At 37.0% G+C, this 22,094-nt stretch carries 20 protein-coding genes and 5 tRNA genes; 7 read left to right on the top strand and 18 right to left on the bottom strand.

Annotation, left to right across the window (positions count from 1 at the left end; all coding sequences use genetic code 11):
* Nucleotides 1–87 precede the first annotated feature (87 nt).
* The 5 genes from MM213_RS05575 to rpsA all read right to left on the bottom strand — a co-directional run bounded on the left by MM213_RS05575 (nucleotide 88) and on the right by rpsA (nucleotide 6,396).
* Nucleotides 88–1,416, bottom strand: coding sequence for a TolB family protein (locus MM213_RS05575; RefSeq protein ID WP_241410477.1), 1,329 nt, complete (start codon nucleotides 1,414–1,416; stop codon nucleotides 88–90).
* Nucleotides 1,417–1,419: 3 nt separating this feature from the next.
* Nucleotides 1,420–1,998, bottom strand: coding sequence for an outer membrane beta-barrel protein (locus MM213_RS05570; protein WP_241410476.1), 579 nt, complete (start codon nucleotides 1,996–1,998; stop codon nucleotides 1,420–1,422).
* A 160-nt stretch (nucleotides 1,999–2,158) separates the two neighbouring features.
* Complete coding sequence (locus MM213_RS05565) at nucleotides 2,159–3,292, bottom strand: hypothetical protein (protein WP_241410475.1); 1,134 nt, start codon at nucleotides 3,290–3,292, stop codon at nucleotides 2,159–2,161.
* Entirely contained in the window at nucleotides 3,289–4,473 is a 1,185-nt protein-coding gene (locus MM213_RS05560) for a hypothetical protein (RefSeq protein WP_241410474.1), read from the bottom strand. The genes MM213_RS05565 and MM213_RS05560 overlap by 4 nt, the downstream gene beginning before the upstream one ends.
* A gap of 153 nt (nucleotides 4,474–4,626) precedes the next feature.
* A complete protein-coding gene (gene rpsA, locus MM213_RS05555) occupies nucleotides 4,627–6,396 on the bottom strand; it encodes a 30S ribosomal protein S1 (RefSeq protein ID WP_241410473.1) in 1,770 nt (589 codons plus the stop codon).
* A gap of 796 nt (nucleotides 6,397–7,192) precedes the next feature.
* Here rpsA and MM213_RS05550 point away from each other — a divergent pair.
* Complete coding sequence (locus MM213_RS05550; protein ID WP_241410472.1) at nucleotides 7,193–7,921, top strand: lysophospholipid acyltransferase family protein; 729 nt, start codon at nucleotides 7,193–7,195, stop codon at nucleotides 7,919–7,921.
* 160 nt (nucleotides 7,922–8,081) lie between these two features.
* On the opposite strand, the gene MM213_RS05545 is transcribed toward MM213_RS05550, so the two are convergent.
* The 4 genes from MM213_RS05545 to MM213_RS05530 all read right to left on the bottom strand — a co-directional run bounded on the left by MM213_RS05545 (nucleotide 8,082) and on the right by MM213_RS05530 (nucleotide 11,600).
* A complete protein-coding gene (locus MM213_RS05545; protein ID WP_241410471.1) occupies nucleotides 8,082–8,819 on the bottom strand; it encodes a 3-keto-disaccharide hydrolase in 738 nt (245 codons plus the stop codon).
* A gap of 1 nt (nucleotide 8,820) precedes the next feature.
* Entirely contained in the window at nucleotides 8,821–9,246 is a 426-nt protein-coding gene (locus tag MM213_RS05540; RefSeq protein WP_241410470.1) for a c-type cytochrome, read from the bottom strand.
* A 27-nt stretch (nucleotides 9,247–9,273) separates the two neighbouring features.
* Nucleotides 9,274–10,326: a sugar phosphate isomerase/epimerase family protein gene (locus tag MM213_RS05535; RefSeq protein ID WP_241410469.1), complete on the bottom strand. Its 1,053-nt coding sequence runs from the start codon at nucleotides 10,324–10,326 to the stop codon at nucleotides 9,274–9,276.
* Nucleotides 10,327–10,430: 104 nt separating this feature from the next.
* Nucleotides 10,431–11,600, bottom strand: coding sequence for a Gfo/Idh/MocA family protein (locus MM213_RS05530; protein ID WP_241410468.1), 1,170 nt, complete (start codon nucleotides 11,598–11,600; stop codon nucleotides 10,431–10,433).
* A gap of 284 nt (nucleotides 11,601–11,884) precedes the next feature.
* Between MM213_RS05530 and MM213_RS05525 the strand changes: the two genes are divergently transcribed.
* The 5 genes from MM213_RS05525 to MM213_RS05505 are packed head-to-tail and all read left to right on the top strand — an operon-like array spanning nucleotide 11,885 to nucleotide 17,256.
* Nucleotides 11,885–13,120, top strand: coding sequence for a nucleoside permease (locus MM213_RS05525; protein ID WP_241410467.1), 1,236 nt, complete (start codon nucleotides 11,885–11,887; stop codon nucleotides 13,118–13,120).
* A gap of 6 nt (nucleotides 13,121–13,126) precedes the next feature.
* A complete protein-coding gene (locus MM213_RS05520) occupies nucleotides 13,127–14,002 on the top strand; it encodes a hydroxypyruvate isomerase family protein (protein ID WP_241410466.1) in 876 nt (291 codons plus the stop codon).
* A gap of 31 nt (nucleotides 14,003–14,033) precedes the next feature.
* On the top strand, nucleotides 14,034–15,710 hold the full coding sequence (locus MM213_RS05515; protein ID WP_241410465.1) for a GMC oxidoreductase: 1,677 nt from the start codon (nucleotides 14,034–14,036) through the stop codon (nucleotides 15,708–15,710).
* A 22-nt stretch (nucleotides 15,711–15,732) separates the two neighbouring features.
* Nucleotides 15,733–16,290, top strand: coding sequence for a gluconate 2-dehydrogenase subunit 3 family protein (locus tag MM213_RS05510; RefSeq protein ID WP_241410464.1), 558 nt, complete (start codon nucleotides 15,733–15,735; stop codon nucleotides 16,288–16,290).
* A gap of 57 nt (nucleotides 16,291–16,347) precedes the next feature.
* Nucleotides 16,348–17,256 carry a sugar phosphate isomerase/epimerase family protein gene (locus MM213_RS05505; RefSeq protein WP_241410463.1) on the top strand — a complete coding sequence of 303 codons (909 nt, stop codon included), beginning with the start codon at nucleotides 16,348–16,350 and terminating at the stop codon, nucleotides 17,254–17,256.
* 92 nt (nucleotides 17,257–17,348) lie between these two features.
* Here MM213_RS05505 and MM213_RS05500 read toward each other — a convergent pair whose 3' ends face one another.
* The 7 genes from MM213_RS05500 to MM213_RS05470 all read right to left on the bottom strand — a co-directional run bounded on the left by MM213_RS05500 (nucleotide 17,349) and on the right by MM213_RS05470 (nucleotide 19,627).
* Nucleotides 17,349–18,002, bottom strand: coding sequence for an MCP four helix bundle domain-containing protein (locus tag MM213_RS05500; RefSeq protein ID WP_241410462.1), 654 nt, complete (start codon nucleotides 18,000–18,002; stop codon nucleotides 17,349–17,351).
* A gap of 507 nt (nucleotides 18,003–18,509) precedes the next feature.
* Nucleotides 18,510–18,582 (bottom strand) — tRNA-Lys (locus MM213_RS05495).
* Nucleotides 18,583–18,745: 163 nt separating this feature from the next.
* Entirely contained in the window at nucleotides 18,746–18,958 is a 213-nt protein-coding gene (locus MM213_RS05490; protein ID WP_241410461.1) for a hypothetical protein, read from the bottom strand.
* Nucleotides 18,923–18,995 (bottom strand) — tRNA-Lys (locus MM213_RS05485). The genes MM213_RS05490 and MM213_RS05485 overlap by 36 nt, the downstream gene beginning before the upstream one ends.
* 69 nt (nucleotides 18,996–19,064) lie before the next feature.
* Nucleotides 19,065–19,138: transfer RNA gene (locus MM213_RS05480), tRNA-Arg, on the bottom strand.
* Between the two features lie 288 nt (nucleotides 19,139–19,426).
* Nucleotides 19,427–19,500 (bottom strand) — tRNA-Pro (locus MM213_RS05475).
* 54 nt (nucleotides 19,501–19,554) lie between these two features.
* A tRNA-Lys gene (locus MM213_RS05470) sits at nucleotides 19,555–19,627 on the bottom strand.
* A 229-nt stretch (nucleotides 19,628–19,856) separates the two neighbouring features.
* Here MM213_RS05470 and MM213_RS05465 point away from each other — a divergent pair.
* Nucleotides 19,857–20,585 (top strand): tetratricopeptide repeat protein, encoded by a 729-nt coding sequence (locus MM213_RS05465; protein WP_241410460.1) that lies wholly within the window; start codon nucleotides 19,857–19,859, stop codon nucleotides 20,583–20,585.
* Between the two features lies 1 nt (nucleotide 20,586).
* On the opposite strand, the gene MM213_RS05460 is transcribed toward MM213_RS05465, so the two are convergent.
* Nucleotides 20,587–21,216, bottom strand: a complete 630-nt coding sequence (locus MM213_RS05460; protein ID WP_241410459.1) for an LON peptidase substrate-binding domain-containing protein — start codon at nucleotides 21,214–21,216, stop codon at nucleotides 20,587–20,589.
* Nucleotides 21,217–21,364: 148 nt separating this feature from the next.
* Nucleotides 21,365–22,024 (bottom strand): M48 family metallopeptidase, encoded by a 660-nt coding sequence (locus MM213_RS05455; RefSeq protein ID WP_241410458.1) that lies wholly within the window; start codon nucleotides 22,022–22,024, stop codon nucleotides 21,365–21,367.
* Nucleotides 22,025–22,094: the final 70 nt, after the last annotated feature.

Below are 22,094 nucleotides of genomic sequence, written 5' to 3'. Positions count from 1 at the left end.
TGCTGTTTCTTCGCTTTTGGGTAAAAGGGTCTATGAATTGCCTTTGAGAAAATATTTTGAGGTTTGATTCTTACAGAAATCTCAATTCTAAAAAGCCACCTTTACCAATTCCCTTCCTCCTCTTGGAGACGAAACAGGTATCAGTAAAGCTTTCCCATCATCCGCCCAAGAAATTGCAAAACCAATCTTAGTAATTCTATAATCAGACTTCAGAGTACTGAAAAATGTCACCTGCTTCAACTCCTTAGAAACCAAATCAAGCATCCAAACCTGTGAAATTCCAGAACGATCAGATACGAAAGCTAGCTTATTAGCATCAAACGGTGATAAAGAAGGAGAAGAATCACTCCATTGTGAAACCATTATATCTAATTTTTGCCCTCCATTATCCATATCGAATCCAAAAATTTGATAAGCAGGCCTACCATTAAAAAATTGCAAGTGATCCAAAGCCACCATTCCATTGAGTCGAGAAACATCCAAATCAAAAAAAGGAGCCAAACCGGTTATGAGTTCTGGATCCCTGAAAGAAGGAAAAATAGGTGACGTATTTCCAAAAAAATCACGTTGCCATAAACCAAAATCGTCGCTACTCAGGGAATCTGAATAAAAGAATACTTGCTTATCATCCTTGCTGAAACTTGGCAAGTATTGTTGATGAAAGCCACCGCTGAATAAGGTGAATCCCTCTCCTTCCAAATCAAATATTTCTAAATGAGAAGGCAAACTTCCTTGAGCAGATTGGGAAAGCCCTTCTGTAGTAACATAAATCAGTCTCTTACCATCAGAAGACCAATTAGGTTGATTAGCATACCTCTTAATCAGGCTATGCTGCTGTGTTTCTTTATCCCAAATAAAAAGACTTAATGCACGGCGTTCTTCACCTGATTCTGTAAATCGCACATCAGAAACATAAGCCACTTGATTACCCAAAGGGCTTAGCCTAGGATGCATAAGTGCGTGACCACCCAAATCTAATCGGAAAACAACTTCCAGTGCTGGAACTGCACTTGGAATAATCATAACCGTATTGGAATCAACCGAAGTACCTGCCCTATTGGACTTGATAAAAAATTCGTAGGCTTCTCCCATTCTCACATCTCCAAACAAAAATTGATTGGTGCCGCTAGGCAAGCGAATTACTCTTTCAAAATTTTGAGCACCTGGTCTTTTTACAAACAGTTCATAATTACTGGCGCTTACCTCATTTCGGATACAGTTAAACCCATTACAAATTCTTATATCCCCCCATTGAAGCAGAATAGCTCCTTCTTCTGTAAGATCAGAAAAAAGCGTGGATATCGCTATAGATGCACCTTCTGGCATAGGATCATCCCATTTTTCCTGACATGAATTTGTTATCACCAATACAGAAAATCCAAGAAACAGACTGGTTAATTTTCTATAACGTTTCATAAATTAAAACTTATAAGCAACCCCAAATTGAATTCCGAGTTCTGTAAGATTGCTATTTGATGAGTCAAAAGAAATTGCCGCATGCCGTTTTAGGTGGGGATTAACAAATACCCCAATTTTATTAAAATAGTGCTGAGCTCCGATACCAATCAAATAACCAATCCCTGATTGATTGATAGAGGTTCTTTCTGAACTTTGTATATCTAACATTGGACCTCCATTTACATACAGAAAAGAGGATATTGAATATTTCATCAGCAAAGGGAAACTTAACATTTGAAATTTATAATTAGTAAAATTGAGATCAGGCCCAGCGTTAGAACTGACAATAACATTTGCCGTCGCTATATTCACACCTGTTTCAAGAGCCCATTTTGCATTTAACTCTTTTTCGATTAGAAAACCAAACTCTCTAAATCGCTCAACATCATACCCAGGACCTCCAACAAAACCCTTTTTGGTAATTAAAGCCGCACTTGATGTTCCAAAATAGGCTTTGCCATAGAATGAATCTTGAGCTTGTGAATTTTGGACTGCGAAAAAGAAAACAAACAAACTTATAGATGTAACTAATTTACTCATAAATACATTGATTATTTGGTGATTAGCATGATTGAAAGCAACATAATTCGATTTCAATCATTTATACTATTAGGACGAAGAAAGGTGTCAAAATGCGACAGAAAAGCAATTCTTAGTCTCAATAATTGAACTAAACTTTAAATAAAGATCATCAAACTGATCATTTATTAACTAATTGAAGTTTATAGAAAGTGACAAAATCCTGTTCTTCTTCGAGGTATTCATCATCTCTCACTGCGTAAAATGGTTTATCTACTGATTCTATATTCATTATTCTGCCTATTCTGTACGGGACATTAATTTCATTGGAAAGCAAACCTTCCGGCGATATTATTTTCAAAATTTGATTTTGAAAATCTTTGTATTTGGGAAAGTTTTTTGGATTATTCAATTCATTTTGTATAAATGTATCTTCATCTATCCCTTCAGTATATGTAATAACTACACCTTTATCTGTCACGAATAACTGCCTGACTCTCCCATCTAGCATTTTAGTACCAGAGATATATTGATACTTTTCTGAATGTTCACCATTATCCATAAATTTAGATGGCTGAAAATCAATAGTATTTAAATACTCCCCTCCAGTGCTCAGATCGTAAGTATGAATCATTGTTTCATTGCTTAGCACCAAATGTAGAATATTGTCAAAAATACCAAATTGAACCCATGGCCTTTCGTAATACTTATCTGTAGAATACCTTGAAGTACTTGGGGTTTTAATAATTGGCAATGAACCACCTGTCTTGGGATCAATTTTTTCCAATAGAAAATGATCTCTGAAAAAATGAGGATCATAAGGATTTGCCCCATCTCTACCTGGGTAGAAACTAATTAATGAATCATTCCAATATTCCAAATTACGAAGTAATCCACCACCATCTTTTGCCTCACTCGGAAATGGAAGCTTTATTTCTTGCTTCAAAGTCAAATCCATATTCAACTCATATAACCAACCCATAAAGCTTGCGGCAAAGAGACTACCTTCTTTTGAATACCTCAATTGAGTTGGATACTGAACTTTGCCTGGACCATCTGTTGGATAAGATGTTTCATGACTTATCTCCCCACTCGATTCAAACTCGATCAATTTATTCTCCTGAAAATTAAAAAACACTCCCTTGCCATTTCTAAAATCCCCGCCATCTACTGTTCCTAGATAATCAACTTGTATGGAGTCCAAAATCACAAGTTCCCAGTTATTGGGAAAACTCTCTAAATCGGCCTCCTTCTCTGATGAACAAGCCAAAAGTAAAACGCAGACAAACAACACTGCTAATATCCTATATTTCATTTTTTCACTAATTTAAATTTATAAATTCTTAAAAAATCCTCCTCTTCTTCTTCATTCGCCGATCTCTGCATCCATAAGTAGCCTCCACCTGATCCGAAACCACTATTATTGACTCCTTCTGGAAATTGAACATTCCCTTTAGTTTCTAAAGTTTGTATGTCAAGCACCAAAGATCCATGTGTGATTTTCTTTGCCTCCTTTTTATGAATTCGATTTGACTCATCTATATTTCCGGCAATCCATAAAGCATCTATTTCCTTCATGACTGCTTCTGGAAATCCGCCATAATAATGTAAGATTATGTGTCCATCGGAGACGTGAATATTTCTGATCGCGGGCGTACTCCATTTTATGGTTGCAGAATTTTTGTAAAACTCTTCACGAGATGTTATAGGCAGCTTTTCGAAACCAGGTATCTGAAGATGTACTATCGTGTCAAGACTAGCTCCATTAGGATGTAATGAGTAAACCAGCAATCTCTTTTCTCCGCCTAATGCAATATAAAGTTTATCTTCAAAGACCTCGTAAGCTGGTTCATAATCGCTTGCGAAATACCCATTCCCATCTAAAAATTGACTTCCTTCCTCAAAAGGGACAATTTCAAAGAAATCTTCATTTTCCAAGTGAATTAACTCCAATGCTTTAAAAGTATCGTAAAACTTCTGCTCACCAGCATAAGTATCTCTTTTCCTGAATGACTTACTTAATAGATACTGATGTCCATCCATGATAAATGTCTCAACACCCTTTCCTATAAAATATTTTGAGGTTGCAGCTCTTTGTTTTTCAGGATGAGCTAATTTCTTAACCAAATTGCCAGCTAAATCATAAAGAAAAACACCATTCAATCCAACTAATGCCACATTTTCTTCATCTACAAACCCAGGCAATTCCATAAGGGGACCATGTGCGTCAGGTGTATCTGCATTTTTTGAAAATTTACTTAAAACCTCTCCTGAAGAATCTGTAAATAAAAATTCTTTACTCGCATTATCATAAAAAGCAAATCGGCTAGATTTTGGGCTAACTTCCACCAATATCGGGTTTCCCAAAAACTTTAAATCCAAAGAATCTATTACTTCAAAAGTGTAGTTATTGGTAATTTCAATTTCCTTTTCTTTTGGGCTAGTGCAAGAGAATAAAAAAAATGAGATTAACCAGGAATGATAATATTGTTTCATTGTGGAATTTAAACAATATTTTCATATTCCTCTATCTTTAGTTCAAAATTAAGTGTTAATAAAAAAAGTGACCACCTTCCGGTAGCCACTTTCTTATTATTTAAGCATAAGACTTATCACGTGTCTCGCATCTCGCTTATCACGTCTAGCGTCTTATTTTTTACCGCCTTCCATTTTCTCTTTCAATTCTGCCAAAGCGTCCAAATCACCTAGGGTAGACTTTTCAGCTGGAGCAGCTGATGAAGGAGCGTCTTCTTTCTTCTTAGCTTTCTTAGGAGCAGCAGCAGGTTTTGCTTCTTCTCTGAATGTAGCAGTGTGAGAAAGAACGATTCTCTTATCATCTTTAGAGAATTCAGTTACTTTGAAGTCTAGTGCCTCTCCTACTTCTACAGAAGAACCATCTGCTTTTTCCAAGTTTTTGGAAGTAGCGAATCCTTCTAGTCCGTAAGGAAGTTCTAGAACTGCACCTTTATCGTTTTTAGAAACTACAGTACACTTGTGATCAGAACCTACAGGGAATACGCTTTCGAAAGTATCCCAAGGGTTTTCTTCCAATTGCTTATGACCTAGTGCCAATCTTCTGTTGTCCACATCAAGTTCCAAAACAGCAACATCCAATTCATCACCTACTTTTACAAACTCAGATGGATGCTTGATTTTTTTAGTCCAAGAAAGGTCAGATACGTGAACCAAACCATCGATTCCTTCTTCCAATTCAAGGAACAAGCCGAAGTTAGTCAAGTTTCTTACCACACCTTTGTGCTTAGTGCCAACTGCATATTTTGCAGCCATGTCACCTTTAGTCCAAGGATCTTCAGTCAATTGCTTGATACCAAGAGACATTTTTCTCTCGTCCTTATCCAATGTCAATACAACAGCTTGGATTTCGTCACCAACTTTCACGAAGTCAGCTGGATTTCTCAAGTGCTGTGACCAGCTCATTTCAGAAACGTGGATCAAACCTTCTACTCCAGGAGCAAGTTCCAAGAATGCACCGTAGTCAGCTACGTTTACAATCTTACCTTGTACCTTAGAACCGATCTCAAGTTCAGCAGAAAGTGCATCCCAAGGATGAGCAGTAAGCTGCTTCATACCCAAAGAAATTCTCTTCTTGTCATCATCAAAATCAAGAACCACAATCTGAACTTTATCGTCCAAATTAAGTACTTCTTCTGGATGATTGATTCTTCCCCAAGAGATATCAGTAATGTGAAGTAAACCATCAACACCACCCAAATCGATGAATACACCGAAGTTTGTCATGTTTTTGATTACACCTTCAAGTACTTGACCTTTCTCAAGGTTGTTCAAGATCTCAGCTTTTTGCTTCTCAAGATCTTTCTCGATCAACACTTTGTGAGATACTACTACGTTATCATTAGTGTGGTTGATTTTCACCACTTTCACTTCCATTTTCTTACCTACATAGATATCGAAATCTCTGATAGGCTTCACGTCAATTTGAGAACCTGGCAAGAATGCTTCTACACCGTAGATATCTACGATCAAACCACCCTTAGTTCTTCTCTTCACAAGACCTTCAATCACATTGTCATGCTCTAGCGCAGCTTCGATGTCGCTCCATGCACGGACCATTCTTGCTTTCTTTCTGGAAAGAACCAACTGACCAAGTGAGTTTTCTTGCTCTTCGATGAACAATTCAACTTCATCACCGATCTTAAGATCCGGAAGGTCTCTGAATTCTGTTCTTGGAACCAAACCGTCAGATTTGAAACCAATGTTGATGATCACATCTTTGTCATTGATACCTACTACAGTACCTTTGATGACTTCTTTTTCGGTGATCTCGTTCAAAGTTCCAGCGTAAAGAGCTTCCATTTCGGCTCTTTTGTCTTTGGAGTAACCTTCACCAAAACCTTTGGTGTCGAAATCTTCCCAGTTAAAATCTTTTTGATTAGACATATTGTAAAATAATCCTGATTTTCAACAACCCTAGGATCATCGGGTTGAGGTTTTTAGTTTTTGGAAAAGTCCCTGATAATCAATACCCGAAACCCCGTCCGACCGAACGGACTGCAAAGGTAGGGAAATTTGATAAAAAGTGAATATTGTCATCAATATTTTTACATTAAGTTCTTTATTGGGTTAACTTTTTAAAAATCTTGAACCTTACTTCTCTTAAACAAAAAAAACGGATTACCCCCTTAAAAATTTATTTTCTTAGCTCCTATGTTTTCTATGTGTCTATGTGGTTTTATTTTTTTTTTAATATAGATACTTAATTACTCGTTATTTTTTACCACTTAGCTTCTATATTTTCAATATGAATATGTGGTTAATTATTACTACCACATAGACACATAGTTGCACATAGTTTTTACAACATAGCTACTATGGTCTCTATGTCACTATGTGGTTTACATATTTGTTACATTAGCTTTCTTTTGTTTTGCAAAAGCGGTGAATTGAATTACACTAATAGAATTAGTATTAATTTACTTCGAATTAGCGGTGGTTTTCGGTAAAAACCCAAACCTTTCTATAGAAAAAATCGCCTACATGATTTCTTCCCATAGTATTTTGGATATAAAGCTTGATTAATGATTGAAATTTATCTTTTTCAGATGTCAATTAATTCAAAGATAACGCGACAAGTTCAAAAAAAACAAACCCCTGAAAACGCTTTCAGGGGTCAATTGCAAGTAAAGAGTTGTAAATTATTTTAAACTTGTACAAAAATACAGAAAGTGTCTGATCTATGAAAGTCTTCCAGTGGATTTATACCTTTTATGCTGCAATCCTTTTTGCTGTGTTTATGCTGATATTCGGTTGGTTTGTGGTAATTCCTTATGCAATATCTCCAAAAGCTGGAAAATTTGCATTTTTCTTTATTCGAATTTGGGTAAAGGCTTGGTCAACTTTGGTTGGAATCAGATATCATGTTCACGGAAAAAAACATATTGACCCCAAGCAGCCCTATATCTACATTTTCAACCATCGTTCATTCATTGACGCACCTGTAATTCCAATTGCCATCCCCCAAGAATTACGTGCCATAGGAAAGAAAGAACTTTCAAAAATCCCGGTTTTTGGTTTCATAACCTCAAGGCTGGCTGTTTGGGTAGATCGAAAGGATGCGAATTCTCGAAAAGTATCCGTACAAAAACTCCTTGAAATCCTGAATACAGGTATTTCCATTGTGGTAGCACCCGAAGGTACCAGAAATGAAAGCGAGCAGACTTTACTCCCATTTCAAAAAGGGGCATTTAGAATAGCTGTAGATACTGAGGTTCCTATTTTACCTATGGCTATTATAGGTGCTGATAAAATCATGCGAAGAGGATCTATCCTACTCCGTCCAGGGAAAATCGACATCTATTTTTCTTCGCCAATTTCTCCAAAACCCTACAAGGAAACAAATGACTTTGTATCATTATCCGAAAAATGCTACAATAGGCTGGAAGCAATGATTTTGACTCACGAGTAAAGTTACACTTCTACTTTAGAATAGATCTATTCAAAAAAATAAACCACAAAGGTCACTAAGTCTTGCACAAAGTTTACAAGTGGATCAACCTGCTTAGGCTAAAACTTCGTGTACATTGTGTTTGCTTTGTGCTCTTTGTGGTTATAAATTCTAGTTGGATTTATAGCTTCTTAATTTCGATGTTTCTAAACCAAACTTCATCTCCATGATCTTGAAGGGCAATTTTTCCAGTTTTGAATGTACCAAAACCTGGCATATCCTTGAACTTGCTTTTGGAAATCATTTCTTCCCACTCAGGAGTCCAAAGAGTTGTCTCCACCACTTTTGTACCATTCAGGTGAAGCTCTAAGTTCCCATCCTTAGACACTATCTCGGCAAGGTTCCATTCACCAACAGGCTTGACGGTTTCTTCACTAGAGTCTATCAAATCGTATAAGTCCCCAGCTCTATGGGTTGTGATTTTAGCATCAGGATGTCCATCATTGTCCAAAACCTGCATTTCCATTCCTGTCATCCAAGGATATTGATATTCTTCAGAATCATGGACATAGAAAATGATTCCGCTATTTCCATCTTTGGCAATTTTCCATTCTACTTTTAAGTGAAAATTATCGAATTCCTCTTTGGTTACAATATCACCTCCATCACCAGTTTGCCATCCATCTTTATTTGTCGCATCTAGGTAAATAGACCCATTTTGAACTTTCCATGCTGCTCCAACTTCTCCTCCTCCATACTTTTCCCAACCTGAAAAAGACTCCCCATCAAAAAGGCTAACCCATTCTGACTCTACTTCAACAACTTCATTTTCAATGGTCACTTCCCTTACTTCTTGGCTTCCACCACAAGCAAAAGTTAGCACTGAAAGTGCAAAAATCGAATATTTAAGAGTTTTCATTTTATCTTTTTAATAGTAATACATACTTAATCATATCTTCCACGTCAGATCTCTCCAAATGTGGATGAGAAGGCATCTGAATCTCTCCCCAATTGCCAACATTGCCGTTGATTACATGATCAGCTAGCATTGATACATTTTCTGGAGTGTTTTCATATTTCTCTGCAACGTCTGCGTAAGATGGTCCAACTACTTTTCGCTCTAACATGTGGCAAGCCGTACAGCCTGCCTCTTTAGCTTTCAATGATCCAGTAACAAAAATCGGATCATCTTTATATTTGTCTTCCAAACTCACTTTTGTTTCTTGAGCTGGAGCGGCAGAAGAATTGCTGGCAGTTTCGGTCGATTCTTGACTTCCACCTCCGCAAGCATAAGCCAAAGAAGAAAGTGCAATTATGCCAATAGAAAAGGGTTTAATTAGTTTCATTTTTTTTTAATTGTTTATTGATGGTTATTAAATTCCTAATATTTTTTTGTTAAAAGCTTCATCAGCTCCTGATCCTGCAAAATCATCAAATGCCTTATCAGTGACTGTAATAATGTGGTCAGCTATAAATTGAGCACCTTCGATCGCTCCTTGTTCTGGATGTTTGATGGCACATTCCCATTCCAATACTGCCCAACCATCGAAGTCATACTGCGAAAGTTTGCTAAATATACCACTAAAATCCACCTGACCATCTCCAAGTGAGCGGAATCTTCCTGCACGATCTATCCAACCTTGGTAGCCTCCATATACTCCTTGTCGTCCTGTCGGGTTGAATTCAGCATCTTTGACATGAAACATCTTGATCCTATCATGATAAATGTCAATGAATTGCAAATAATCCAAACATTGCAAAACAAAATGGCTCGGATCATAAAGTATATTTGCACGCTTGTGGTTATTTACTTTTTCCAAAAACATTTCAAATGTAATCCCATCATGCAAATCTTCCCCAGGATGTAACTCGTAGCAAAGATCTACTCCATTTTCTTCGAAAGTATCTAAAATTGGCAACCATCTTTTGGCTAGCTCTGTAAATCCAGTATCGACCAAACCTGCTGGTCTCTGTGGCCATGGATAAACTGTATGCCACATCAATGCTCCAGAAAATGTAGCATGCGCAGTCAGACCTAAGTTTTTTGAAGCTTTCGCTGCATATTTTAGCTGCTGAGTAGCCCATTCGGTCTTCCCTTTTAGATCTCCTGCCAAATTTGCAGGTGCAAATCCATCAAAAAGCTCATTATAAGCAGGGTGAACAGCTACCAGCTGACCTTGAAGATGAGTGGAAAGTTCTGTGATTTCCAATCCAGCTTCATTGACAATACCTTTGATCTCATCAGCATAAGTTTGACTTTCCGCTGCTTTTTGTAAATCTATCAATCTGCTGTCCCAAGATGGGATTTGGACTCCATAGTATCCTACTGAAGCCATCCATTCGCAGATACTTTTCAAATCGTTGAATGGTGCTTTATCATCAGCAAATTGTGCCAAAAATATTGCTGGCCCTTTAATAGTTTTCATAAGTGAATGTTTTTTAGGTTTTAGGTTTAATTTTAGATTTTAGATTTAAAATTGTTTTACTGAGCGATAGAGAAGAATTTAGATCCCTTGAATCGGGAAACCAACTACTTTTCAACAATAAACGGAGTCCACTTTTGGTCTGAGGCTGAACTTTTCAAAACATGCTCAACAAATGCCATTCCTCTGATACCATCTTCAGCACCAGGAAAATCAAGCCACTCCTTTTTCGGTTCAACACCATTTTGCTTGGCATAAATACAACGAGCAAAATTCCTGTATATGTTAGCAAAGGCCTCCATATATCCCTCTGGGTGTCCAGCCGGTGTCCGTGTATTCTCTTGGGCCAAAGAGGAAAGGTATGGTGAACCAGCTCTATAAATTTCATCAGGCTTATCCGGCCATCTCAAAATCAAAGAATTACAATCTTCTTGCATCCATTCAAGACCACCTTTGTCTCCATAGATCTTAAACTTCAGGTTATTCTCTGCTCCAGTGTCTATTTGTGAAGCTGTGAGGATTCCAGAAGCATTGTTTTCAAAACGCATCAATACTGCACCATCATCATCCAATTGCCTTCCTTCAACTTTGATATCCAAGTCTGCACAAATTTTAGCTACTTTTTGGCCTGACACATATTCTACCAAATTGAATGCATGCGTTCCTATGTCACCAAAACATCCAGAAGCTCCACTTTTACTTGGGTCTGTCCTCCATTGTGCCTGCTTATTGTCCTCAGATTCCAACAACTTCCATAACCAGCCTTGAGGATATTCGACATAAGCTTTCCTTACCTCCCCAATCAATCCATCTTCTATCATTTGCTTGGCTTGTTTGACCATGGGATATCCTGTGTAGGTATGCGTAAGACAAAAAAGCCCCTTAGCATTTTCAATGATACGATACAATTCTTTTCCTTCATGGTAATTCAATGTCATTGGCTTATCCAAAATAACATGAAAACCCAATTCCAAAGCTTTTTTTGTTGGGTCAAAATGGGCATGGTTTGGAGTTACAATACTCACAATATCAATTCTTTCAGAAATTGGCAATTGAAGCTCTTTTTCAAACATTTCATCATAAGAACTATAAACCCTATTTTCATCAAGCATCAATTCTTTTCCTGTCTGAATAGATTTCTCTGGTTTACTGCTAAAAACACCAGCCACTATTTCAATCAAACCATCCATCAAAGCAGCGTTCCTATGGATAGCACCTATAAAAGAGCCTGGACCTCCACCTATCATTCCCATTTTTAGCTTTCTATTTTTCATCATGATGATTTTTTTGTATTTCTTTGAATATTAAAAATTTTGAAATTTGATACATTAAGGATAAATTATCAATTATTTGATCTTGAAAACCAAATACAATAAATGATTAAGTGCAAAACAACATTATAAACGGTAAATGAATAGTTTTTACTTTTTACTTTATTGCGTTTTTGTTTGTGAAATTTAAAATTAATAGAAAAAGCCTAAATATTAAACTTAAAATTAATAGTTTGCCATTTCATTCGAATTCAATTAACCTAATTTAAACCTAAAAACCACCGAAATTAATGAGTACAGGAATTCGCTTTCGTCTCTCTTTCATGATGTTCCTAGAATTTTTTATTTGGGGATCATGGTTTGTCACCCTAGGCACCTTTCTTGGAGCAAACCTAAATGCCACAGGAACCCAAATAGCTACAGCTTTCTCGACACAATCTCTTGGGGCCATCATAGCTCCATTTATTATTGGTTTGATTGCAGATAGGTATTTCAATGCCGAAAAAATACTTGGTTTGCTACACTTGGCAGGGGCAGGACTTATGCTTGCCATGTACCAATCCGCGGATTTTGTAAGCTTCTATCCTTATTTATTATTGTACATGATCTTGTATATGCCAACTTTGGCCTTGGTCAATTCGGTATCTTTCAACCAAATGAAAGATCCTGAAAAAGACTTCTCCACCATTAGAGTTTGGGGTACTATCGGCTGGATAGTAGCAGGTCTCTCGATCAGCTATTTGTTTACTTGGGATTCGGTAGAAAATATGGCATCTGGGTTTTTGAAAAACACATTTATGCTTGCTGGCATAGCTTCTTTGATTTTGGGGATTTTCTCATTCACATTACCAAAAACCCCTCCAAAAGCTGACAGAACACAGAAATTGAGGATTTCAGAAATCTTGGGATTTGATGCATTAAGCTTATTAAAGGAGAGAAATTTTGCTGTGTTCTTCGTTTCATCAATATTGATCTGTATTCCTTTGGCCTTTTACTATCAAAATGCCAATCCATTCTTGGCAGAGATTGGGGTCGCAGATCCTACCGGCAAAATGACAATAGGACAGATCTCCGAAGCGCTGTTCTTATTGCTATTGCCTGTATTTTTCAAAAGGTTCGGATTCAAAAAAACATTACTGTTAGGTATGATTGCTTGGGTACTCAGGTATATATTATTTGCCATAGGAGATGCTGACAGTGGCCTATTTTTGTTGATTATCGGTATTGCACTCCACGGGATCTGTTATGATTTCTTCTTCGTGTCAGGTCAAATTTACACTGATTCAAAGGCAGGAGAAAAATTCAAATCATCAGCTCAGGGGCTTATTACCCTTGCTACTTATGGTGTGGGGATGCTGATAGGATTCTTTGTGGCAGGAAAAGTTTCAGACATGTACTTAGCAGCAGATGGTATGCATGATTGGCAATCTATCTGGATGATACCATCTGGAATTGCAGTTTTTGTAGTGTTCTTTTTCCTTATTTTCTTCAAAGATGAGTCCAAAAAACAATCAAACCTATCTTAAACTATAATGAATCATATCAATAGAAGGACTAGCATAAAAAAGATCGTAGTGGGTTCGCTAGCTGCTAGTGCACTTCCTTTGGTCAAGCTTAATGCTAACCCTATGAAAAACTCAAACTTGAAAGGTAATGTCAACCACGCCGTATGCGCATGGACATTTGGACATTTATCTTTAGAGGAACTTTGCAAATCAATCAAAAAAATCGGATTCAACGCTATCGACCTAGTTGGCCCAAAAGATTGGCATATCCTTCAAGCCAACGGCGTGGATTGTTCTATGTGCAATGGTGCAGAAGTTAGTCTAGAAAAAGGCTTTAACAATACAGCCTACCACGAGCAACTTATCAAAAACTATACAGAAATAATTCCACTTGTAGCAAAAGCGGGATACAAAAACCTGATTTGCTTTAGCGGAAACAGAGATGGCATGGACAATGAAACAGGACTTCAAAACAGCGTTGATGGCCTGAAAAAAGTGATTGGTCTGGCAGAAAAACACAATGTCACTTTAGTAATGGAGTTGCTGAATAGCCGAGTAGACCATCCTGATTATATGTGTGACAAGACTCCTTGGGGAGTAGAACTATGCAAACGACTTGGGAGTGACAATTTCAAATTACTATATGACATCTACCACATGCAGATAGATGAAGGTGATTTGATCCGAACTATCAAAAATAACCATCAATACATAGGCCATTATCATACGGCTGGCAATCCTGGGAGAAATGAGATTGATGACTCTCAAGAGATCAATTATCCAGCAGTAGTAAAAGCAATATTGGAAACTGGCTTTAAGGGATATATTTGTCAAGAGTTCATGCCAAAAAAAGAAAACAAACTTGCCTCTTTGGAAGAGGCAATAAGAATATGTGATATTTAAATAAGAAGAAGATAGCTTAAAATCAATAATTATGGCAAATCAATATGATGCAATAGTTGTCGGATCAGGAATAAGTGGTGGTTGGGCAGCGAAAGAATTAACCGAAAAAGGGTTAAAAGTCCTTTTATTAGAAAGAGGAAAGAACGTTGAACACATCAAGGATTACAAAACCGCAACGACTCCTCCTTGGGAAATAGCCCACAGAGGCAGAAGAACTGTCGAGATGACAGAGAACCATCCCAATCTTAGAAGAGATTATGTTCTGAATGAACTTAATCTAGATTGGTGGGCACATGAGTCAGACTCACCTTATGTTGAGAAAAAACCTTTTGCTTGGTTTAGAGGAAATCAAGTTGGTGGACGTTCTCTACTTTGGGGAAGACAAAGTTACAGATTAGCAGATCTAGATTTTGAAGCAAACTTAAAAGAAGGAATTGCGGTAGATTGGCCAATAAGATACAAGGACATCGCACCTTGGTATAGTTATGTAGAGAAATTTGCAGGGATTTCTGGTTCAAAGGATGGGATTCCGCATTTACCAGATGGGGAGTTCCAAAAACCAATGGATCTCAACTGTGTAGAAAAGGATGTTGCTGCAAGAATTAAAGAAAAATATGGTAACGCGAGGCATATGACCATCGGAAGAGTTGCCAATATTACAGAACCTATTCAAGCAAGAACCAATTGTCAATATAGAAACAAGTGTTGGCTAGGTTGCCCTTTTGGTGGCTATTTCAGCACCCAATCTTCAACCTTGCCTGCCGCTATGAAAACAGGCAATCTAACTTTGAGGCCATTTTCTGTAGTAAGTAGGTTGCTATATGACAAAGACACCAAAAAAGCAACAGGTGTTGAGGTAATCGATTCAGAAACAAAAGAGGTAATAGAGTACAATTCAAAGATTGTTTTTCTATGCGCGTCAGCATTTGGATCAACCTCAATTTTGATGAATTCAGCAACAGACATTTGGCCTGACGGCTTGGGTAGCAGTTCGGGCGAACTTGGCCACAATGTCATGGATCATCATTTCAGGTTGGGTGCTAATGGTACAATGGAAGGATATGATGATAAATATTATTTTGGTAGAAGACCAAATGGAATTTATATTCCTAGATTTAGAAATATCGGGGAAGACAAAAGAGATTATGTAAGAGGATTTGGTTACCAAGGAGCTGCCAGCAGATCTGGATGGAGCAGAAATGTTGCAGAAATGAACTTTGGAGCACCATTAAAAGAAGCTTTGAGCGAGCCAGGGCCATGGAGCATGGGAATCACTGCTTTCGGTGAAATCTTGCCATACCATGAAAACACCATCAAACTCAGCAAGACTGTAGTGGATAAGTGGGGTCTTCCAGCATTGGAAATGGATGCTGAGATCAAAGAAAATGAGATGAAAATGCGTGTGGACATGAAAAATGACGCTGCAGAGATGCTGGAAGCTGCTGGAATGAAAAATGTGACGACATTCGATGCTGGCTACACTTTTGGCCAAGGAATTCATGAAATGGGAACTGCTAGAATGGGTAGAGATCCAAAGACTTCAGTTCTAAATGGAAACAATCAAGTTTGGGATGCGAAAAATGTATTTGTAACAGATGGAGCTTGTATGACCTCAGGTGCTGCACAAAACCCATCATTGACTTACATGGCTTTGACAGCTAGAGCTGCTGCATTTGCCGTAGAGGAGCTAAAAAAAGGTAATCTATAATAATCAAAAAAAGGAAACTATTATGGCAATGAATAGAAGAGATGCAATAAAAAGTTTTGCCTTGATGATGGGTGGAGCTATGGTTGGAGCCAATGTAATCCTAACTGGATGTGCTCCCGAAGATCAAATAGTAGGTCTGGATTTCACTCCAGAGCAAATTGCTTTTCTTGACGAAATTGGTGAAGCAATAATCCCTACCACTGATACCCCTGGAGCAAAAGCTACAGGCATAGGCGAGTTTATGGTAATGATGGTCAAAGACACTTACAATGGTGAACAACAAAATTCATTTATTACGGGTCTAAACAATTTGAACAAAGACTTCAAATCTGCAAATAACAAAGATTTTATGGATGCTACCTTAGAAGAAAGGACTGCATTTCTAAACGAGATGAATCAAAAAGCATCAACCAGCGAGGACAATGAACCAAAAGTCATCGGTATGCTAAAAGATTTAACTATTCTTGGTTATTTCACATCTGAGATTGGAGCTACTCAACAATTGAGATTTGTGGAAGTACCAGGAAGATTTGATGCATGTGTAGATTACAAAAAAGGCGATAAAGTATTCGCCATTTAATTGTTTTAAAATCTTAGAGAGGCTTTGAATAGCCTCTCTTTTTAATTTGGTCCAATTATGAAAAATAGAAGAAAATTTATACAACTCAGTGCTGCTATGGGTGTAGGTGCATTTTTACCTCTCCAGTTTTGCAGTCCAAAAAAGGAAGAGGATACTGATGGCGGAGAGCAGGAGACGCTCTTATCAGCTTCAAAAGAAACACTTGCTGCATTTGGTATCCAACTCTATTCTGTAAAAGAAAACATGGCTGAAAATGCTTCTGAAACCATTAAATCACTTGCAGACTATGGCTACAAGCAGATCGAAGGGTTTGATGGAGGCAAAGGTATATTCTGGGGTATGAAAAACACAGAATTTAAAAACTTAACCGATGATTTGGGATTAGACTTTGTGTCCTCACATGTAAATACATATCAAGACCTTGACAGAATCGCTGCAGAAGCCGGAGAAATAGGTATGAAATATCTTATCAATCCCTATGTAGGTCCCCAAAAATCAATGGATGACTTCAAGCGAATTGCGGATGATTTCAACAAACAAGGTGAGATCTGTAAAAAGAATGGAGTTAAGTTTGCTTATCACAACCATGGATACACCTTTGTAGATTTTGATGGCCAAATCCCTCAAGACTACCTTTTGGAAAACACAGATCCTGATTTAGTTGATTTTGAACTTGATCTTTATTGGGTCTATACAGCAGGTTATGATCCTTTGGAGTACTTGGCAAAGCACCCTAACAGATTCAAACTTGGTCATGTAAAAGACAAAGAAAGCGGCATCGAAAAATCAGAGCCAAATGGATCTACTTTGGTAGGAACAGGTGTTTTGGATTTTTCTTCCATTATTAGAAAAGCCAAGGACAATGGAATGGAATATTTCATTGTAGAACAAGAAAGATATGTTGATATCAGTCCAATGGAAGCTGCAGAAAAAAATGCTGCTTATATGAAAGGATTGGAGTTCTAGTCAAAACTATAATGATTTCATAATACATTAACAAAAAAATCCCTGAGCCTTAGCCTAGGGATTTTTTTTTTCGTTAGTCCAGATTAACAAAATCAATCTATTAATTCAGATTTAATATTTCTGGAAGTATAAATCAAAAGATAGATAATCAACAATAGAATCACTAAGGCTGCAATTTCAAACTGAGCCCATATTCTAGATCTATTTACCACTTTTTCAGAATTTACAGCTAGCTTTTGACCTTCTTCTAGTTGGATAAGGGAGAGCTTCTCCAAATCTTTAATTGCTCTTTCTATGTAACCATTGTAAATATGAACTTGCTTTTCATTAATACCTGTTTCTTCTGAATACAAGAGTTCATAATCAGCAATTCTTAAATTTGATTCAATAATCCCTCTAAAATCCTTTAGAAAAACCTCTTCCGAATCCGTTAGATTAGTTCTTTCAAAAGTTTCTACAGTTTTTAGAATACTTTCCTCATATTCCTCAATATCTTCTAAGACATGAGAATAATCAGTTTCCTCCCAGCAATGATTGACGAGTAATTTTATTCTAAATAGATTTTCTGCAATTGTAAAAATATAACTTTCCACAACCAGTCTATCTTCATAGACAGATACAAAAGACTCTTCTAGCTCATTGAAATTCTTTCTATCCAAAATGTTCTTGCCAAATATTACCAATAATAAAAAAGTGAGGATAATTGCTGCCTTAAGCTTATTTGTTAGAGATTTAGGGGTTTTCATAACTTTTAGAATCTGGGTTTATATGCCACGCTACTAATATAAGTATGATTATCATACAAAGCTTTAATTAAGCAAAAGAAAGCTTTAAAACCTAAATTATCAATAAAAATGAGTGTTAAAATACAACCAGGACTCTTGAAAAAAATGCTGCGCAGCAAGCAAAAAGCATTAGGGGTAATTGGTGTTTTTGTAATCGAACTAGCGTGTTTTACCCCAAAATGTAGTAGCCTTTTGCTTTAACTCTTTCTTTTTGTCAACTTAATTGTATTCTATTAACCTTTCAGGTTAAAAATAAATCTTATTCTTTACCCAACGTAGAGACATTACACGATGCTTAAATATAATACACATTAAGGGCAAAAATACTCGATCCTAAAACCTTCCCAATTCGATTTGGTGATCTAGGCTGTAGATCAATGTCACTTCCAAGGAGCTTTATACAACAAGTCCGGTTGAAAGCAACAAAAATTTGAAAACAAAAAAACCTCCCAAGTTAGGAGGCTTTTGTGATCCCGCTGGATTCGAACCCAGGACCCTCCCGATAAAAATCGGGATGCTCTACCAGCTGAGCTACGGAATCATTATTAAATTAAATGGAGCATTTCTTTTTCTCGAAATGCTCCATTATTGGTGGTCTGGCGACCTTCTGTGATCCTGTCAGGACTCGAACCTGAAACCTTCCCGATTCGATCGGGACGCTCTTGTTCTCCTCCTTCTTAATTCTACCAAAAGAAAAAGATCAACTATTTTAGGACTTGACCACCATCCGTGATCCTGTCAGGACTCGAACCTGAAACCTTCCCGATTCTATCGGGATGCTCTAGACCTTCGACCTGAGTAACTTTAAAAAAACCAGTTGAAATAAACAAAAAATCAAAAACATCATAAACAAAAAAGCCTCCCAAGTTAGGAGGCTTTTGTGATCCCGCTGGGATTCGAACCCAGGACCCATACATTAAAAGTGTATTGCTCTACCAGCTGAGCTACGGAATCATTATTAAATTAAATGGAGCATTTCTTTTTCTCGAAATGCTCCATTATTGGTGGTCTGGCGACCTTCTGTGATCCTGTCAGGACTCGAACCTGAAACCTACTGCTTAGAAGGCAGTTGCTCTATCCAATTGAGCTACAAGACCTTTTTTACTATTGTTTGGTTTTGAACTCCGAACATGAAACCTTCCCGATGGAGCCGGGATGCTCTATCCAGTTGAGCTACAAGACCTTTTCTACTATTGTTTGGTTTTGAACTCTGAACATGAAACCTTCCCGATGAAGTCGGGATGCTCTATCCAGTTGAGCTACAAGACCTTTTTTACTATTGTTTGGTTTTGAACTCTGAACATGAAACCTTCCCGATGGAGTCGGTACATTCTATTCAGTTGAACTATTAGGTTACTTTATACAAATAAATTAACCAAAGTTAGTCGGGGTGGCAGGATTCGAACCTACGACCTCCACATCCCAAATGTGGCGCGATACCGGGCTACGCTACACCCCGAACTTTATACTAAACTTACAATATATCAACTCCTTGTAAATTGATATTATTTTGTGATCCCGCTGGGATTCGAACCCAGGACCCATACATTAAAAGTGTATTGCTCTACCAGCTGAGCTACGGAATCATTATAATTTGTTGCACGAGAATTTCAATTTAAGAACTTTTGGTTTTGCTCTTTTACAAATTGAAACATGTTTAGACAGCACCATTATTTGATGCCGTAAAACTAGTACCTTTAATTTTATATTTCAAATTTATTCTCTCACTTTTGAAAGACTTTTTACAGTTTTTGATTTGTTTTTTGTTAAATCATTGCCGTAATTGGACTGCAAATTTAAGCGGACTATTTTAAAATGCAAAACTCAAAGGCAAACTTTCTTACAAAATTTTCAATAATTTTAGCAGTATTCATACAAAGCTTTAATTGTCAGGCTAATACATTTGAACTCCAAAAGGCAGATTCTTTGTTTAATACTAACAATTATCAAGAAGCGATGGTTTATTATGAAAACATGCTCGAAAATGACCAGGTTTTCTCTCCTGCTATGCTCTTAAAAATGGCTTTTATTTCCGAAGGAAAAGGGGATTTCTCGAAGGCAAGTTTTTATCTTGCTAAGTACTACGACATTAACCCAAACCCAAGGGTAATTACAAAAATCAAAACCCTTACTGAGCAACCAAACCTTATTGGATACGAGATTTCTGATGGTGACAGGTTTTTCAAATTCCTTTCAGACTTGCAGCAAGAAATTACCGGAATCTTTGCAGGTCTGCTTCTAATATCAATAATTACACTCATGTTTTTTAAGGAAAAAGCAAACAAACCAAAATATTACATCCCTACTCTGTTGCTTATCCTTTTCGCATTCATAGCAAATAACTTCTTAAAAGAACCCACTACAGGGATTGTTACTGGCAGCCCTACCATTGTTATGGACAAACCTACAGCAGGCGGGAAACTAATTAAAAACGTGGATCCTGGGCACCGTGTGATAATCAAGTCTTCTAAGGATATCTGGTACGAAATAGAATGGGGTAAACAAAAAGCTTTTGTCAAAAAAGAAAGCATTACAAAACTTTGATTTAAAAATCCAAAGCGTCCAATGTTTTAAAGTGCCCATTCATTTGAATTTTGGTTTTGGCCTTCTCAACTTCCCTGAGAATCGGTATAACTTTAACAAGGTGCTTAATCAAAAATTGAATTCTTTGGATTTCCTTTCTCATAGCTATCAACTCATATTCTTCTTCAAGTGTTAGGCCGATTTTATGAGTCCAAGTAAAGGAATTTACTAAAAGCGGATGAATCTTGACTGGTTCACCAATAAGTCGAAAAAATTCCTTCAAATAAAAAAGAAACTCTGCGTAAAGATTCTTTGGCAGCACATTGTCATTCTCAAAGAAAATCACCTCTCCTCCTGCATACATCCTATCTTTGTAAGGGTTTTCAAATTTTACTAACTCATAGATCCTCAAAACCCTTGTTTTGATATCCAACCGACCGTCATCATAAACCTTCGAAACCTCTTCCAAAACCACTTCAGAACCAAAAGGCATGAGTTTATCTGTGTAAACAGATATACCAAACCTCCCATCTCCATTCTGCACGTCAGCAAGCAACTGCTTGTACCTTGGTTCAAAAATATGCAAGTTCAATTGCTCATCAGGGAAAGCTACAAGTTTAAGCGGAAATATTGGCAAAATCTCATTTTTCATAATTACCCAACACGTTTGCTTGAAATAAGTTACCACACCTTAAAACTAAATAGAGAAAAAAAGTGCTGAAAAAGTAAAAAGACTAAAGGAAATAAATGAGCATGCTTTGATTTAATTATTCATTCTTCAAAACCCAATTCCTAAAACTTCAGCCTTCATCTTCTAGCAGTTCTTCTTGTAAACTCAAAATCTGTAAAGGAGACATATACAAATCTCTAATTTTATTTTTGTAGGAGTCTTTAAAATTGTCATTATTGAGGATGTAATTTTTAACAGTCAAAATCTGATGCCCCATTCCACATGATATAGCATAAGTATCAGCAGCCAATTCGGCCTCTGTAAGCCTTTTGTTAGAAAGCATATATCTCATGCCAAAATGCATCATATTTACTGTGCTTCTATTCTTATAATCCATGATATGACCCAATTCATGACCGATCCACCCTACCAGCGCATCATGTGGAACTTCTTCTATAAGAACTGTCCCTTCTTCAAATTCAAATGCTCTTGTAATCTTTATCCTGTATTCTCTTTTTTCCTTTCCTGTCACAAACATCGTAAGTATACGAGGTTGTGCTTGCATTACCGCCCCTGATATTTTCTCCTTGAACTCAAAATCTATAGAAATCCCTGCCAATTCTGGAAAGTAAGCCAAGGCTTCGACTACAGCATCCTTGATTTCCCAAGGTATTCTCTTATTATCGACCTCTAAATACTCACTTTTTTGTGCAACATCGGCTATGGAGTCAGTGTGGTTTTCTTCAATTTCTGGAACAATCAAAAACAAACTTAATATAATAGCAATCATGTAGATAGGAAAATTTGATTATACCTCATATTAGCAAAAAAAATGCTAGGATCAAAAAAATCTATAGATA

The sequence above is a fragment of the Belliella alkalica genome, from assembly GCF_022549785.1.
GTDB lineage: Bacteria > Bacteroidota > Bacteroidia > Cytophagales > Cyclobacteriaceae > Belliella > Belliella alkalica.
The sequence above is the reverse complement of the archived record's forward strand: the minus strand, read 5'-3'. Positions and strand labels throughout refer to the sequence as shown.